This window comes from Polaromonas sp. P1_E11, from assembly GCF_056405995.1.
Genome location: NZ_JBFUBA010000001.1, coordinates 499289 through 515876, shown reverse-complemented (window position 1 = coordinate 515876; position 16588 = coordinate 499289). Strand labels below are relative to the sequence as shown.

General features: G+C 62.1%; 15 protein-coding genes and 1 pseudogene. 14 read left to right on the top strand and 2 right to left on the bottom strand.

All coding sequences use genetic code 11. The features are described 5' to 3' along the window. The first annotated feature begins 54 nt into the window (after positions 1-54). From AC1D11_RS02535 to AC1D11_RS02470, 14 genes and pseudogenes are all read left to right on the top strand, one after another. Complete coding sequence (locus tag AC1D11_RS02535) at positions 55-2613, top strand: DNA internalization-related competence protein ComEC/Rec2 (RefSeq protein WP_477646816.1); 2559 nt, start codon at positions 55-57, stop codon at positions 2611-2613. A 90-nt stretch (positions 2614-2703) separates the two neighbouring features. Next, a complete protein-coding gene (locus AC1D11_RS02530) occupies positions 2704-4197 on the top strand; it encodes a circularly permuted type 2 ATP-grasp protein (protein WP_477646815.1) in 1494 nt (497 codons plus the stop codon). Between the two features lie 2 nt (positions 4198-4199). Continuing rightward, entirely contained in the window at positions 4200-5162 is a 963-nt protein-coding gene (locus AC1D11_RS02525) for an alpha-E domain-containing protein (RefSeq protein ID WP_457278908.1), read from the top strand. A gap of 58 nt (positions 5163-5220) precedes the next feature. Next, the gene (locus AC1D11_RS02520) at positions 5221-6048 is read left to right on the top strand and encodes a transglutaminase family protein (protein ID WP_477646814.1); all 828 of its coding nucleotides are present in this window, start codon (positions 5221-5223) and stop codon (positions 6046-6048) included. Positions 6049-6229: 181 nt separating this feature from the next. Further along, complete coding sequence (locus AC1D11_RS02515; RefSeq protein WP_477650875.1) at positions 6230-6865, top strand: class I SAM-dependent methyltransferase; 636 nt, start codon at positions 6230-6232, stop codon at positions 6863-6865. Positions 6866-7105: 240 nt separating this feature from the next. Beyond that, the gene (locus AC1D11_RS02510; protein ID WP_477646812.1) at positions 7106-7564 is read left to right on the top strand and encodes an SRPBCC domain-containing protein; all 459 of its coding nucleotides are present in this window, start codon (positions 7106-7108) and stop codon (positions 7562-7564) included. A gap of 61 nt (positions 7565-7625) precedes the next feature. Next, positions 7626-8087: pseudogene (locus AC1D11_RS02505) on the top strand (GNAT family N-acetyltransferase); the annotation flags it as partial. Positions 8088-8353: 266 nt separating this feature from the next. Further along, complete coding sequence (locus AC1D11_RS02500; RefSeq protein WP_477646811.1) at positions 8354-8716, top strand: hypothetical protein; 363 nt, start codon at positions 8354-8356, stop codon at positions 8714-8716. 102 nt (positions 8717-8818) lie between these two features. Continuing rightward, a complete protein-coding gene (locus AC1D11_RS02495; protein ID WP_477646810.1) occupies positions 8819-9151 on the top strand; it encodes a hypothetical protein in 333 nt (110 codons plus the stop codon). A gap of 82 nt (positions 9152-9233) precedes the next feature. Further along, on the top strand, positions 9234-9728 hold the full coding sequence (locus tag AC1D11_RS02490; RefSeq protein WP_477646809.1) for a GFA family protein: 495 nt from the start codon (positions 9234-9236) through the stop codon (positions 9726-9728). A 72-nt stretch (positions 9729-9800) separates the two neighbouring features. After that, a complete protein-coding gene (locus AC1D11_RS02485) occupies positions 9801-10343 on the top strand; it encodes a cysteine hydrolase family protein (RefSeq protein ID WP_477646808.1) in 543 nt (180 codons plus the stop codon). Between the two features lie 16 nt (positions 10344-10359). After that, a complete protein-coding gene (locus AC1D11_RS02480; RefSeq protein WP_477646807.1) occupies positions 10360-10794 on the top strand; it encodes a TIGR02594 family protein in 435 nt (144 codons plus the stop codon). A 147-nt stretch (positions 10795-10941) separates the two neighbouring features. Continuing rightward, positions 10942-11913 carry a Bug family tripartite tricarboxylate transporter substrate binding protein gene (locus tag AC1D11_RS02475; protein ID WP_477646806.1) on the top strand — a complete coding sequence of 324 codons (972 nt, stop codon included), beginning with the start codon at positions 10942-10944 and terminating at the stop codon, positions 11911-11913. 122 nt (positions 11914-12035) lie between these two features. Continuing rightward, positions 12036-13139: a serine hydrolase domain-containing protein gene (locus tag AC1D11_RS02470; protein WP_477650876.1), complete on the top strand. Its 1104-nt coding sequence runs from the start codon at positions 12036-12038 to the stop codon at positions 13137-13139. Between the two features lie 30 nt (positions 13140-13169). Here the strand turns inward: AC1D11_RS02470 and mltB are convergent, their stop codons facing one another. Further along, positions 13170-14249 carry a lytic murein transglycosylase B gene (gene mltB / locus AC1D11_RS02465; protein ID WP_477646804.1) on the bottom strand — a complete coding sequence of 360 codons (1080 nt, stop codon included), beginning with the start codon at positions 14247-14249 and terminating at the stop codon, positions 13170-13172. A 51-nt stretch (positions 14250-14300) separates the two neighbouring features. After that, a complete protein-coding gene (locus tag AC1D11_RS02460) occupies positions 14301-16316 on the bottom strand; it encodes a transglutaminase TgpA family protein (RefSeq protein WP_477646803.1) in 2016 nt (671 codons plus the stop codon). Positions 16317-16588: the final 272 nt, after the last annotated feature.

Here is a 16588-nt window from a genome sequence, read left to right as displayed (position 1 = left end):
CCCGTTAAGCTCAAAGCGGTCAGCGCATAAAAACAGTTCAAAGGGGAGGCGGGTTTGAATCGACCTGTATCGGCCGGGGCACGGCTGTATGCGGCAAGCCCGGGGCCGGTGTTTGCCGGTTTTATTGCGGGTGTTGCCTTGCAGTTGCAGCAGTCCGCCTTGTGGCCGCAACAGGCTTATGCCGGCATGGCACTGCTGGCCTGCGCTCTGGCTGGCCTGTACCTGCGCTTTGGCAGACTGGGCCTTCCTTCATGGGGCCGGGTGGTTTCGGCCTTTGCCCTTGCTGCCTTGCTTGGCGTGGGCTTCACGGGCTGGCGCGCTGGCGTCTTCCTGTCTGCGGCGCTCAATCCGGCGCTGGAGGGCCGCGATATCGAGGTCACAGGCCAGGTGCTGGCCATGCCGCAACCCGGAGAAGACGGCCTTCGCTTTCGCCTCGCCGTGGAATCCGCGCGTCTCAATGGCGGCCAAGTCACCTTGCCGCCGCACATCATGCTGGGCTGGTATTCGGGCTTTGCCGGGCGCGAGCCCGCCGTGCCGGCGCAGGACGCGGACCCGTTCGAGATAGCACTGGCGCTGCAGCGCCAGCCGCAAGCCCTGCGCGCCGGGGAGCGCTGGCAGATGACGGTGCGGCTCAAGGCGCCGCATGGCAACAGCAACCCCTATGGTTTTGACTACGAACTCTGGCTGTGGGAGCAGGGCATACAGGCTACCGGCTATGTGCGTGCCGGGCCGCGGGACACACCGCCGGCAAAACTCTCCAGCAGCTGGCAACACCCCATAGAGCAGGCCAGGCAAGCCGTGCGTGAAGCGATCTTTCAGCGCATCGAAAACCGGCAACTGGCCGGTGTCATTGCCGCGCTGGTGGTCGGCGACCAGGCCGCCATCGAACGCGCCGACTGGGATGTGTTTCGTGCCACGGGTGTTGCCCACCTCATGAGTATTTCAGGCCTCCACATCACCATGTTTGCCTGGGCGGCGTCGCTGCTAATCGGCGCGCTGTGGCGGCGATCAGCGCGTTTTACGCCGCGGCTGTGCCTGGCGTTGCCGGCGGCCGGCGCGGGGGCTTTGGGCGGCTTGCTGCTCGCCACCCTGTATGCGCTGTTTTCCGGCTGGGGCGTGCCCGCGCAGCGGACCATCTGGATGCTGGCCACCGTGATCCTGCTGCGGCAGGGGGGCAGGCAGTGGCCCTGGCTGCAGACCTGGTTGCTGGCCATGGCTGTGGTGGTGGCGCTGGACCCGTGGGCGCTGATGCAGGCCGGGTTCTGGTTGTCTTTCGTTGCGGTGGGCGTTTTGTTTGCTACAGATTCAGGAGCTGCTCGCGCTCATGGGGAAAGGGCTGTAGCCGAATTTCACTCAAAAAATCTGCCTGAAGGCAGGCGCGGGTGGCAGCGCCGGCCCAGGTGGCTGGACGGCATTGCCCGCGCCATGCGGGAGCAATGGGTCGTCACGCTGGCGCTCACGCCCCTGTCGCTGCTGCTGTTCAACCAGGTTTCGCTGGTCGGCCTGCTGGCCAATGCCGTGGCCATTCCGGTGGTGACGCTGCTCATCACGCCGCTGGCTTTGCTGGGCGTGGCGTGGGCGCCGGTGTGGTCGCTGGCGGCATGGTCGGTCGGCGGACTGGCGATATTTTTGCAATGGCTGGCAAGCTGGCCGCTGGCCTCCATCAGTGTCGCGGCGGCGCCGCTGTGGTGTGCGGTCGCCGGCGTGGCGGGCGGTGGCCTCTTGGCCACGCGTCTGCCGTTTCATTTTCGTGCGATGGGCCTTCCCCTGCTGCTGCCGGTGCTGTTGTGGCAACCGGCCCGCGTGGCGCAGGGGCAGTTCGAGCTGCTGGCGGCGGACATCGGGCAAGGCAATTCCGTGCTGGTGCGCACGGCAAGCCACACGCTCCTGTATGACGCCGGCCCGCGCTTTTCGCGCGAAAGTGATGCCGGGCATCGCGTGCTGGTGCCGCTGCTGCGCGCGCTGGGGGAGCGGCTGGACATGCTCATGATCAGCCACCGCGACATCGACCACATCGGTGGGGCCCAAACCGTCCTGGCCACGCAGCCAGAAGCCAGCCTGGTGAGTTCGATTGAAGACGGGCATCCGCTGCAAATGCAGCGCAAAGCCAGCCGCTGCGTGGCCGGCCAGCGCTGGGAATGGGACGGCGTGGCATTTGAGGTGCTGCACCCCGTAGCCGCTGATTACGACGCTGCCAGCAAGTCAAACGCCATGAGCTGCGTGTTGCGCATCTCCAGCAGCATCCCTGGCGGCAGCCGCACAGCCCTGCTGGTCGGCGACATCGAATCGCCGCAGGAACTCCGGCTGGCGGCAAGCGTTCCGGCCAGCCTCAAGGCCGACTTCCTGCTGGTACCCCACCACGGCAGCAAAACATCGTCCAGCGCGGTGTTCCTCGATGCCGTCAGGCCGCAGTGGGCGGTGGTGCAGTCGGGTTACCGAAACCGTTTTGGCCACCCGGTGGAGTCCGTGGTGGCGCGTTATGAGGAGCGCGGCGTACGCCTGGTGAAGTCGCCGCAGTGCGGGGCTGCCACCTGGCAAAGCCTTCGTCCGGACGAAATTTTGTGCCAGCGGGAGCAGGGCAGGCGCTACTGGCATCATGTGCCTGAACGTTAAAAAAACGAGCGGACGCACCGCCTTGGCGCATAACTTGCTAAGCTACGTTAAAACAATTGCCATGCGCATAACTTGCTGGAGATCAAGCCAATGAGCCGACCGATGTTCGACGAAATGAACGCCACGGAGTCCAGCGTCCGTGAGCATTACCAGGGTTACCAGCGTTGGCTGGCCCGGCAGCCTGCCGACGTGATGCAGGCCCGCCGCGCCGAAGCCGAAATGATTTTCCGCCGGGTCGGCATCACTTTTGCGGTTTACGGTGCCAAGGACGAAGACGGCGCCGGCACCGAACGCCTGATTCCCTTTGACCTGATTCCCCGCATCATCCCCGCCCACGAATGGGCCAGTATGGAAAAAGGCTTGGTACAGCGCGTCACCGCGCTCAACCGCTTCATCCACGACGTGTACCACGGCCAGGAAATCATCAAGGCTGGCGTGGTGCCGTCCGAGCAGATATTCCAGAATGCGCAGTTCCGACCCGAGATGATGGGCGTTGATGTGCCCGGCAATATCTATTCGCACATCAGCGGCATCGACATCGTCCGTGCACCCGACGCGCAGGGCAACGGCGAATACTACGTGCTTGAAGACAACCTGCGCGTGCCCAGCGGCGTGAGCTACATGCTGGAAGACCGCAAGATGATGATGCGGCTCTTTCCCGAGCTTTTCAGCGAAAACCGCGTTGCGCCTGTTGCGCATTACCCCGACCTGCTGCTCGAAACCCTGCGCGGCATGGCGCCGCCGGCCACGGCCGAACCCACGGTAGTGGTGCTGACGCCCGGCATGTACAACTCGGCCTATTTTGAACACGCCTTTCTGGCGCAGCAAATGGGCGTCGAGCTGGTCGAGGGCCAGGACCTCTTCGTCAAGGACAACTTCGTCTACATGCGCACCACGCGCGGCCCCAAACGCGTCGACGTGATTTACCGCCGCGTTGACGACGACTTCCTCGACCCGCTGGCCTTCCGGCCCAATTCCACCCTGGGCTGCGCGGGCCTGCTCAATGTGTACCGCAGCGGCAATGTCTCGCTGTGCAACGCCATCGGCACCGGCGTGGCAGACGACAAGTCGATTTACCCCTACGTGCCCAAGATGATCGAGTTCTACCTCGGCGAAAAGCCCATCCTGAAAAACGTGCCGACCTACATGTGCCGCAACAACGAGGATTTGCAGTACACCCTGGCCAACCTGAAGGACCTGGTCGTCAAGGAGGTGCACGGCGCCGGCGGCTACGGCATGCTGGTGGGGCCCGCCTCCACCAAGGCCGAGATCGAAGAGTTCCGCGCGGCCTTGCTGGCCAATCCGTCGGGCTACATTGCGCAACCCACTCTCAGCCTTTCAACCTGCCCGACGTACGTGGAAAGCGGCATTGCACCGCGCCATATCGACCTGCGGCCCTTTGTGCTGAGCGGCAAGGAAGTGCAGATGGTGCCGGGCGGCCTCACGCGCGTGGCGCTCAAAGACGGCTCGCTGGTGGTCAATTCGTCGCAGGGCGGCGGCACCAAGGACACCTGGATATTGCAGGACGGCTCGTCCATGCAGTACCAGTCCCAATCGCAGTCGCAATCCCGGGGAGGAAAATAATCATGTTGTCACGCACTGCAGACCACCTCTTCTGGATGTCGCGCTACACCGAGCGGGCCGAGAATACAGCGCGTATGCTGGATGTGAACTACCAGACCTCTTTGCTGCCGCAGTCCGATGCGCTGGTACAGGCCGGCTGGCAGGGCCTGCTCAGCATCAGTGAGCTGAAGCCCTCGTTTGCCGCCAAGTACGGCGACACCATCAATCCGCGCGACGTGATGGACTTCATGGTGCGCGACGAGAAAAATTCGTCCAGCATCATTTCCTGCCTGCAGAACGCCCGTGAAAACGCGCGCGCCGTGCGCGGCACGCTGACCACCGAAGTATGGGAAACGCAGAACCAGACTTACCTGGAAGTCATCCGCATGCTGCGCAGCGGCGACTTCGAACGCGACCCGGGCCAGTTCTTTGAATGGGTCAAGTTCCGCTCGCACCTGTCGCGCGGCGTGACACTGGGCACCATGCTGCAGGACGAAGCCTTTCACTTCCTGCGCCTGGGCACCTTTCTTGAGCGTGCCGACAATACCGCCCGGCTGGTGGACGTGAAGTTTCACGCCGTGCAGAACGACTTCCTCGGCATGGCCGGCGAGAAAGACCAGGAATACGACTTCTACCACTGGAGCGCCATCCTGCGCAGTGTTTCGGGCTTTGAGGTCTACCGCAAGGTCTACCGCGACGTCATCAAACCCGAGCGCGTGGCCGAGCTGTTGATCCTGCGCGCCGACATGCCGCGCTCCCTGCTGGCCTGCCTGAATGAAGTCATGAGCAACCTTGCCATGGTGACCAGCGACACCAGCAGCGAAACCCAGCGCCGCGCCGGCAAATTGCGCGCCGACCTGCAGTACGCACGCATCGACGAAATCCTGGCAACGGGCCTGCACGCATTCCTCACCCAGTTCCTGGACCGCGTGAACGAGCTGGGCGCACACATCAGCCGCGAGTTCCTGGTGCCGGCCACCACTTGAAAGACGCTTCTGCTTCTGTCGCCGCAAGGGGCTCGTACTGTTGTATGGCGAGGGCTTGATGAAACTGCATGTCCGGCACATCACCGACTACCGGTACACCGAGCCGCTGCGCTATGCGCTGCAGACGCTGTGGCTCACGCCGCAGTCCAGCCCGGCGCAGACGGTGCATTTCTGGAGCCTGGGCGCGCCCGAAAAACTCTTTACCCAGCGCGATGCCTTTGGCAACACCATCAGCTCCTACACCTTCGTGGGCAAGGATGCCGACAATGTGCGCTGGAGCCTGGTTAACGCGGCCGGCGATGTGGAAACCTTTGGCGTGGCCGAGTTCAACGACCCGGAGACCCTGCCGCATCCGTACTTCTTCCTGCGCGCCACCCATCTGGCCGAACCGCACTGGGAACTTGCCGAATTCGGCCGCCGTTTTATCCCGCAAAGCCTTGACGGCACCGCAAGCTTGCCGGCCCTGCTGGCATTGAGTCAGGGCGTGGCAGGCGCTGTGAGCTACCTGAAAAACAGCACCAGCGTGACCACCACGGCGCTGGAAGCCTTCAAGTCCGGAGCTGGCGTCTGCCAGGACCAGGCCCACGTCATGGTCGCTATCTGCCGCAGCCTGGGCTATCCGGCGCGCTATGTCAGCGGCTACTTCTATGCCGCCAACGAGCCCGACCTCGCCAGCCACGCCTGGTGTGACGTGTGCCTCGACGTGGCCACCCGCCGCTGGGTCAGCATTGACGTCACCCACAGCTGCCTGATCGACCAGCGCCACGTGCGCCTGGCCATGGGGACGGACTACAACGCCTGCCCACCCATCAAGGGCGTGCGGCAGGGCGGCGGGGAAGAATCGATGACGGTGGAGATCACCATCGAGCCGGTTGTGGGAAACTAACGGCTTTCCGATTCCACCAACGGCCGGCGCCGAGGCCTCTTTCCAGCTTCACGATGAGCGTAAATCCATGACGACAGATAAAACGGTTTGCCCGGTCTGCAGCGCAGATTGCACGTTGCTTGACCCCGTCGATTTCAACAAGTCATGCCATGCCAACAACCTGGGAATTTCCGGCGTGCCCGTGACCTACGCGGTCTGCCAGAGCTGTGATTTCTGTTTCGCGCCGGAGATCTGCGCCTGGGGCCTGCAAGAGTTTGAGGAAAAAATCTACAACGACCAGTACGTGGTTGTCGATCCCGATTACATACAAGCCCGGCCAAAAGCAAACGCAGCCATCCTTCGTGACAGATTCGGCAATCTGGCCCCGAACCTCAGGCACCTTGACTATGGTGGCGGCAACGGCAGCCTGGCCAGGCTCATGCGGGAAGCCCGTTGGCAATCCACGTCATATGACCCCATTGTGGACAGAAATCTCAGCGTTGAGACACTGGGCAAGTTCGACCTGATCACTGCATTTGAGGTGTTTGAACATGTTCCGGACGTCTGGGCATTGATGTCCGACCTCAAGACGCTGATGTCACCGGATGGCGTGATCCTGTTCTCGACGTTGCTGTCTGACGGCCATGTCCAGGCCGGCCAGCAACTCACCTGGTGGTATGCCTCGCCCCGCAATGGGCACATCAGCCTTTTCTCGTCGCGCAGCCTGGCGCTTCTCGCGCAGCACCATGGCGTTGGCTTTGGCAGTTTCTCGGATGGTGTCCATGCCTTCTGTAACCACATACCGCCCTGGGCAGCCCGGGCTTTCGGTCAACCTTGATGGCTGTGGCGTGACGCAGTCGCGCTCCTTTTTTGATAGCTGGTTGCGCCCGTCCCTATTGGCCTGAAGGCCAATTTCATGGTGCTGCAGGCCTTACCTGGTCGTGACGGCAGTCGCTGACGCCAGCCTATGCTGCAAGTCCGGCTGCATACATTTCGTTAAGCATTGGAGAACCCCGGCCGTAAGTGCGGCGTAGACTGGCCCTCCGCGCACCTCGCGTGCTCATTGAAGGAGGCTCCCATGGCTGAGTTGGTTGCCGGGGCGAAGATGCCCATTCGACGCCCCGCAGTAGAGGTTTTCAACGCGTTTGTTCAACCTGATCTCATCACAGGGTTCTGGCTGAAAAGCACCACCGGTCCGCTCGCTCAAGGTGCTCAAGTGGAGTGGCAATTCATGGTTCCCGGCGCGACTGAACGTGTGCGCGTCACCGCATTCGATGCGCCGCGCCGCATTGCGTTCTCCTGGCTGGAAGGCGGGCTGGACGTCGACATGAATTTTCTCGCCGAACAGAAAGATTTCACCGTTTTCAGCGTTGAAGTCCGGGGCTTTGAGGGCGAGGGCGCCATGGAGCAGGTGGTTAACGCCACCGAAGGGTTCAGCATTGTCTTGTGCGACCTGAAGGTGTTCCTTGAAACAGGTCACCTGGCAGGGCTGGTGAAGGACAAGGCGGAGTTGATACACCGTACCCGCGACACCTGAACTCCAACCGGGAATTCCCTGAAGGCGTGTGCTTCGGCACGAGATGCGGTACGCTTTTACGATGACCGATATTAAGCACGCAACCTTCCCCGATGACCTTGAGCATGTCGTAGCCATCCTTCGGGAGTATGTGGCCAGTCCCAGCGTGAGCCTGGCCTTCCAGAATTACGAAGCGGAGTTCGCTGCATTACCCGGAAAGTACGCCGCGCCCGATGGTCGCCTGCTTCTCGCATGGAAGGGCGAAACTGTCGTAGGCTGCGCCGCACTTCGCCGCGTTGACGGAAGCACCTGCGAAATGAAACGCGTCTACGTGCGGCCGGATGCGAGAGGCGAAAGCCTTGGCCGCCGGCTCATCGAGCGCATCGTCGATGAGGCGCGGGCTGCCGGCTACTCCCGCATCTGCCTCGATGTCCTGCCTGAGTTCTCTGCCGCACAGCGCATCTATGAGTCCCTGGGTTTTCAACCTGCGGCGCCCGTTACCTTCAATCCCGTTCCCGGCACCAAATACCTGGCCCTTGAACTTTCCCCGTCACAGATGCGATCTGAGACTTACTGGTTTCCCGCAAAGCGCTACGGTTGGGGCTGGGGCCTTCCAGCCGTGTGGCAAGGCTGGGCCGTCATGGCGGTCTTTGCCTTCCTGATTCTGGCCGGTGCTGTGTTCCTGCTTCCAGGTCTCGGTCAAGCTGTATTTGTCATGTATTCGGCGCTTCTATGCGCCGTGCTTGTAGCCGTCTGCTGGCTAAAAGGCGAGCCCCCGAGCTGGCGCTGGGGTGACAAGTGAAGTCACAGATGCGTCCCACGCTCGCTGTTGCCGTCCTCGCTATTCCCGCAAGCGGTGGCGCACTCGCCACCGGCTCCCTGTCGTTCGAAAGTGCCGGCTACGTTCTTGACTTCGAAGTCGGGCAACAAGAGCACCCAGTTCTGGCTGGTGTGTCATTTGCCGCACCTGGAGCGGGCTCGAGTTCGATGCTTCGGCCGCCGCACCTGGTCGTCGTGGCATTTGATACAAAGGCAAAGATTCTGCTCGTTCGCTACAAGAATCCCGCGGACAGCAAGCTGCCGCCGGATTTTGAGCTTTCAGTTCATGGCAGCGAAGGTATGCTGAAATTACCGCATCGTTCAGTCACCGGTAGATTCAACTGGGAAATGTGAACGTGAGGGGTGAGCGTGAGGGTTAAACGCTGATGCCAAAGTGCCTTGATCAACGGTATGTCTTGCAGCAAACTGCTCCTACTTCGAATATCGGATTTCAATATGTACGCAGTCACGGTGTTTGTCTTTTTGGTCTTGCCTGCTGGCATGGCGGCATTTCTTCTTTGGCGCGCATATCAGATGGGGGTTCACCGCCGTGTTGAATTGACTCATCAATGGATTTCGCGTCCGCCCGAAGGCATTGAGGCATTTGCACGATGGTTTGCTTGGCGCGATCTGACTGTTGGGGCAGGCTTTCTGGCTTGCCTGGTGCTGTTGCTGCTTTGGCCGCGCTACTTTTCTGCGTGGATACCTCTCATGGCACTGTTCGGGTTCATCCATCAAGGGATCACGGGGTATGTGCTTCATAAGCTCAGGAAGAGGGCACCAACCTAACGGATTGCCAGGCACAGACACGCAGCTGAATGACGTTTCGTGTCATATGCGGCATCTCAGGCAGTGCCAACGTTAAACCACAATGCGTTACCCGGAATCAAAACCCCCGTGGACCGGCAGCTGCCTTTGCGGAAATGTGCAGTACCAGCTGACTGCGCATCCGCTGACGTTTTACGCGTGTCATTGCACAGACTGCCAGCGGCGCACCGGCGGTGCCATGCGGCTGGCCATGTGGGTTGACCGCTCGGCGCTGGAGGTCACGCAGGGAAGCCCGCAGCTCCTGACGTTTGACATGGGAAATGGGCGCCAGCGCAGGGCGAAAGTGTGCGTCGATTGCGATACCCGGTTGTGGGCGGAACCGGCCGACAAGCCGACCATGGCGGCGCTGTTGCCCGGCACACTGCACAACGCGCGCGAGTTTGAGCCTGTTGCGCACCTCTGGACAAAAAGCGCGCTTTCCTGGGTGGTGATTCCACCGGGCGTTGCCGTGTACGAAACCCACCCCAATCGCCCGGGGGAGCTAGCCAGGCTGTGGCAAGAGGCGATGCAACAGCGTGGCTCCGGCGATGCAAACTAACTGGTCGAGCCTGCAAATTGCGGCAGGCTGAACTTCCCCTTTCCGCCAACACATCACATCAGACCTTACTTCATGACGACAACTGCCCTCCTTATCATCGACGTTCAGACCGCTCTTTGCTCTGGTGAGGGCGGGGCCTTTGAAAGCCGGCGCGTCATTGACAGAATCAACCAGGTGTCTGCCAAGGCCCGCGCCGCAGGCGCTCCCGTTATCCTGATCCAGCACGAGGCGCCAAATGATCCGCTGGAATATGGAACTGAAGGATGGAAACTCGCGGAGGGCCTGGACACCCGGCCGACCGATATCCGCCTGCGGAAGAAGGCAACGGATTCGTTCCATAACACGGAGCTGCAGACCCTGCTGCAGGAGCGTGGCGTCAAGAAGTTGATCATCTGCGGCATGCAAAGCGACTTTTGCGTAGACACCACGACCCGGCGCGCCCTGGCGCTTGGTTATCCGGTCATCCTGGTTTCGGATGGGCACTCAACCGTGGACAACGGAGTCCTCACGGCCGCACAAATTTCTGCCCACCACACGGTCACGCTGGCAAATATCCAGAGTTTTGGACCCAGGGTCACTCCGCAGCTTGCGGGAGAGATCAACATTGCGGTCTGAGCCAGCCTTGACTCCTATGCTGCACGCCCCCTGGATGCCCATTGCCTTCGCCGAAGCCGGCGTACGAACGTTTCCCAAGGGCCAGAGCAACCCCCGGGTGACCGAGTACCACGCCCACACCAACATTCGCGGTTATGACGACAAGGCGTCGTGGTGTTCATCATTCGTGAACTGGGCGCTGGCCCAGGTCGGCATTCCGGGGACGGGGTCTGCACTGGCGCGTTCGTGGCTGGACTGGGGCGAGCCGCTGGACGAACCCGTGCCCGGTTGCATCGCCGTGCTGTCGCGTGAAGACCCCGCCGGCTGGAGAGGCCACGTCGGTTTTTTCCTTCGCGCGGATGACGAGTACGTGTATTTATGGAGTGGCAATCAGCTGGATGCGGTGCGAGAGCATTTTTATCCTCTGGCGGCGGTGCTGGGCTATCGCTGGCCTTCGCAGAAGACGGCCTGACTCTTACACCGGGGCCGTTGGGTAGATATCTTTCATTTTGCTTTCGATGAGCCGCGACATGTAGGGAAAACCACTGGTAGTTGTGGCAGCTGATTGACAGCCGCGCGCATTAAGGTTGGCGAACACCACTGATAACAAGGATTTCCCATGAAACGCCGCCACCTCCTGCAAGCCACTTCGGTCGCCATCGCTTTGCCCTCGATGGCCTGGGCCCAGGACAAATTCCCCAGCAAACCCATCACGTTGATCTGCCCGTATTCGGCCGGCGGCAATGCCGACCAGCGCTCGCGCCAGATCGGCCGCTTCCTCTCCACTGCGCTGGGCCAGCCGGTGCTTGTGGACAACAAGCCAGGTGCCGGCGGCAACATTGGAACAGAGGCCGTTGCCCGTGCCAAGCCGGACGGCTACACCATCGGCATGGGCAATTTCGCGCCGCTGGCGGTCAACCCCACCATGTTCAAGAAAATGAACTTTGACCCGGCCAAGGATCTGGTGCCGGTTTGCCTGATCGAAAAGGGACCGCTGGTGCTGATGGTTCCCGCGAGCTCGCCGTTCAAGAGCGTCAAGGACATCATTGCTGCCGCCAAGGCCAATCCCGGAAAACTGTCGTTTGCCTCAGGTGGATTGGGCGGCTCGCACCACCTGTCAGGCGAGATGTTCAAGTCGCTCGCCGGCCTGTCCATCACCCACATTCCTTATAAAGGCGGGGCGCCCGCCACGACCGACCTGATGGGCGGTCAGGTGGACATGATGTTCGAGCAGATGTATTCGGCCGCGCCCTCCATCCGCGCCGGCAAGCTGCGTGCGCTGGCTATCACCAGCAAGACGCGTTCGCCGCTGTTTCCCGATGTGCCCACGATGATCGAGGCTGGCGTGCCGGGCTTCGAGGTCCAGAACTGGCAAGGGCTGGTTGCGCCGGCCGGCACGCCTGCGACCCTCATCAAGCTGCTCAATGAAACCGTCAACAAGGCGCTGGCCGACGCGACCATCAAGGAGCAGATGCTGGGCCAGGGCAACGAACTCGGTGGCGGTACGCCCGAGCAGTTCGCCGCCCTGATCAAGTCGGAAGCGGATCGCTGGGGAAAACTGGTCAAGAGCGCGAACATCAAGCCGGAGTAGCATCGCCCGCGTTCGCTGGGCAGCCGCGGGCCGGTGAAGGCGACCTGGCACGCCTGAGTGCTGGTGTGCGCGGGCATCTTCTGGGTGTGGGGACCCAACTCCAGCACAATGACCGCCATCACTTGCGCCTGAAAAAAATGCTGAATTACCTTGCGCCACTTTTCTTCTGCACTTCACTGCTCCTGCCGTCGGCGGGAGGAGCCCAGACGCTGGCCGGGGAGGCCCCGGTTTTCCCCGGAAAGTCGTGGGAGGGGATTTCCCCCTCGTCCTTGAGCTCCGAATGCCGGGCTCAGCTCGACCTGGCTCGTGACTACCTGCGGACCCTGGACACAACATCGCTGATGGCGGTGCAGCAGGGAAAGGTTCTGTTCAGCTATGGCCCGACCGATCTCGTCAGCATCTTGTTTTCGGCCCGCAAAAGCATCCTGTCCATGCTTTACGGAAAATACGTGGCGGACGGAACGATTGATCCCGAGAAAACCCTGGCGGATCTTGGTGTCGACGATATAGGAGGGCTCCTGCCCATCGAACGGCAGGCCAGGCTCAGGCATTTGCTGACGGCGCGTTCCGGTGTTTACCATCCGGCCGCGAATGGGGGCGACGACCTCGCGTCCGCCCCGGCGCGGGGCTCGCAAACACCCGGCACGTACTTTCTCTACAACAACTGGGATTTCAACGCCGCCGGCACGGTGTTTGAGTCGCTCACCGGCAAGAGCATCTACCGTGCATTTGCCGATGACCTCGCCGCCCCTTTGCAACTTGAAGACTTCCACCTTGAACGCCATCGCCGCACCGGCGACCTCACAAAGTCCGAGCACGCCGCCTATCACTTCCTTCTTTCCACCAGGGACATGGCGCGCCTGGGCTACCTGATGCTCCAGCAAGGCAATTGGCGCGGCCGGACACTTATTCCGCAGCGCTGGGTCGCCGAGACCACTGCAGCCGTGACTCCTGCCGCTGAGATGCATCCGCCCCGAACAGCCGGGCGCCATTTTGGGTATGGCTACCTGTGGTGGATACTGGAAGAGCCGTCGGATTCTCCGCTCCATGGTGCCTACATGGCGTGGGGTGTGCATGGCCAGTACATTCTTGTGGTGCCCAAGCGCAAGATGGTGATTGCCCACAAGCGCCAGGTTCCCGTTGCGGGGAATTGGAACGTCAGCTGGGTTGCGCCCGGTGATTTTTTGACGGCAGCCAGAACGCTTGCAGGGGCTCCCTGCCACTAGGCAGACCGGACCCATCCGGCCTTGGCGGCCTTACGGCCTCACCCGCGCCGCCACTTCCCGTCCCAGCTCAATCACTGCCATCGCGTAATAACTGCTCCAGTTATAGCGGGTAATGGCGTAGAAGTTTTCGGTGCCTGCAACGTATTGCGGCGCGTCCTGGCCGTTGAGCAGCTCCACCAGCGCGAGTGGCCCGATGTGTTGCAAGGCAGGGCCGTCTAAAACCGCGCCCTTGGCTGTGAAACTTTCAATGCTGAATGTAGGCAGGATGTCCGGCGCCATCAAGGCGTCCATGTCGAGCCGGCTTTTGTCGAAGCTCACGGGGTAATGGGTGGGCATGCCGGCCTGCCAGTTGAAGGCCTTGAAGTAACTTGCGACCGAGCCGATCACGTCGGCCGGACTGCCCGACAGGTCGATGTTGCCATCGCCGTCGAAGTCCACCGCATATTTGACCCGACTGGAAGGCATGAACTGCGGCATACCCATGGCGCCCGCGAAGCTGCCGCGCGCATCAAAGGGGTTGGCCTCAAGCCGGTGTTGCAGGGTCAGGAATTGCTCGATCTCGCCCTTGAAGAATTCGCTGCGCTCTTTGGCGCGCGGGTGGCCGGCCGGAAAGTCGAAGGCCAGCGTGGTCAAGGCATCCATCACGCGAAAGCTGCCGGTGTCGCGGCCGTAGATGGTCTCCACGCCGATGATGCCGACGATGATTTCAGCGGGCACGCCATATTCTTTTTCGGCGCGTTCAAGCGTCTGCTGGTTCTCCAGCCAGAAGCGCCTGCCGGCTTCAATGCGCACGGGGTCGATAAAGCGGCTGCGGTAGACACGCCAGTTCTTGACGAAAGCCTTGGTGGGCGGCTGCATGAGGCGCACAACGGTGGCGTTGTAGCGCGACTGGCCGATGGCGTCACGCACCCAGTCAGGGTCCAGGTCACGGCGTGCGGCCATGTCGTCGGCAAACTGCATGGCTTCGGGGCGGGTCGAATACAGCGGCCCTTGCGCCGGCGCCGATTTGGCGGCCACGCGCTTTTTGATATTTGTTGCCTCGCCAGACCAGGCTGATCCTGCGCAAGCAGCTATCAAAAAGAGAGCAAATCCGAAACGTTGAAGGCGCATGAAGGAGGGTGATCGAATGACGAGGAGTGAGCGGGGAGGGCTGGCCCAATTTTAAGCGGGCCAGGCGAGCCGCTCGAACGCCTGCCTGAGCGCGTGAAGTTCTTGCGCTGTCTTTCCGCTGTTTGCCGGCACGGCGGCGTAGCGCAGGTGTTCGAGGCGCATCAGCCAGTCATGCAGTGCTTCGCCTTGTGTCCCGTAGCGGCGCAGCACCTCCAGCGCCAGCTGGCGGGGCGAGGTGGCGGGTGTGCTGTGGATATCGGCCTTTTCCAGCCGCTTGCGCACGCGGGCCAGCAGGCGCAGCCAGGGGTCGTGCTGCGCACGGTCCCAGAGTGTCCAGGCCGCGCCGGCCAGGGCGGCCAGCACCACAATGCCGATCAGCACATAGCTCAGGTCTTCCCAGCTGGGGGACTCAAAGCCGATGTCTTTCAGCAGGTTGAGCTGTTTGCCCTGGGTGTAGTTCAGCACCCACTGGTTCCAGTTGTTGTTCACGGCGTCCCAGGTAGCGCGCAGCTGCGCCGTCAGGGTTGGGCTGAAATTTCCCAGGGCCTGCGCCATCACGCCTTGCGGTGCGGCCAGGCGCTGGAACGCCCCTGTGCGTCCCGGCGCCACTGCTGAGGTCGGGTCTACGCGCACCCAGCCTTCACCGGCCTGCCAGACTTCGGCCCAGGCATGCGCGTCGCTTTGCCGCACCACCCAGTAGCCGTCGACGCTGTTGAGCTCGCCGCCCTGGTAGCCGGTGACGATGCGCGCCGGAATGTCGAGGGCGCGCATCAGGATGACAAAGGCCGAGGCGATGTGTTCGCAAAAACCTTCCTTGCGGTCAAACCAGAATTCGTCGGCGGTGTGCTGCCCATAGACGCCGGGCTCCAGCGTGTAAACGTAGCCCCCGGTGCGCAGCCGTTCCATCGCAACTTGCACCAGCGTACGGGTATTTGCCACCGCATAACGCGGGTCGCGGCGAATCTCGGCTGCGAGCGCCAGCGTGCGGGGATTAAAGCTGGCCGGCAACGCTACAAATTCCTGCAGGCCGATCACCTGCTGGCGCGGCCCGTGCCTGAAGATCGGGTAACTCTGGGCCTTGTAGCGCACCAGGTCGGTGATGGGGCGGCTGGTGAACCACTGAAGGTCGGCGTCCATGGTGCTTTGGTAGCCCGGCAAGTCGGGACTCTGCGGGGCCGCCTCCATCACGAAGATCCAGGGTTGGTTGTTGGGGGCGAGAGTCACTTCATAGTTGACGGGCGCACCCGCCACCTCGAGATTGGCTGGCAAGGCGTAACGCGATGGGAGGAAGGCGCGCAGGGGCTGCCAATTGCGTCCATCGAAGTTTGAAAGGACAGGTCCCCGGAAATACAGGTCTTGCTGGGGTGGCGGTTTGCCGCCCTCAAACCGGATGCGCATGGCCACGCTGTCGTCCAGTGCCAGGGTGGCGATAGTGCCCACCTGCATGCTGGGGCTCAGGCCGCTGCGGCCGGTCATGGCGTCGCTCGGCACCCCCCACAAAGGTGCCAGGCGCGGAAACAGCAAAAACAGCACCAGCATGATGGGCGCGCCCAACAGGGCCATCCAGCCAGCTGTTCTGGCGGCTTGCAGCAGCGGCGGTTTGCCCACCGGCAAGTGGGCATTGACCAGCATGGTCAGCAGCCCCATCAGCCCCAGCAGCATGCTGAAAGCGGTGAGCAGGGACTGTGAATAAAAGAAATTGCTCAGCATGCAGAAGAAGCCGAGAAAGAACACCACAAAGGCGTCGCGCCGGGCCCGCAGCTCCATGGTCTTGAGCGTCAGCAACACCACCAGAAGAGTCACACCCGCATCACGGCCGAGCAGGGTGCGGTGCGTCGCCAGCGTGGCGCCAATGGTGAGGGCCAGCAGGGCCAGCAACCACCACTTGCCCGGTAACGGCCGTGCCTGCACGGCCAGCCAGCCGCGCCACACCAGCACGGCACTGGCCAGTGCGCTGCACCACAGCGGCAGGTTGCCCACCTGCGGCAGCAGCACCCAGGCGATGACCAGCAACAGGAACAGGGTGTCGCGGGCGTCGCGGGGAAGGGTTTTGAGGCGGGTCAGCATTGTTGCTCCTGCTGACCGCCAGGGCTGCAGGCCGGGTTTTGCTCCGGCGTTTCGCTCTTTGCTAAGGGGGGCTGGCCGGGGATTGCCCGGCGGCAAGTAACTTTCTTTTGCTTCGCCAAAAGAAAGTCACCAAAGAAAAGGCGACCCTGCTGTCTGCGTCCCTGCGCTTCGCTACGGGCAACCTGCGGTGCTCGGTTCAGGCGGGGTCTCGCTCGAACTCGCCTTCGGCTCAGACAATCGCGATCCCTGATCCGCCTGAACCTGCGCTCCTC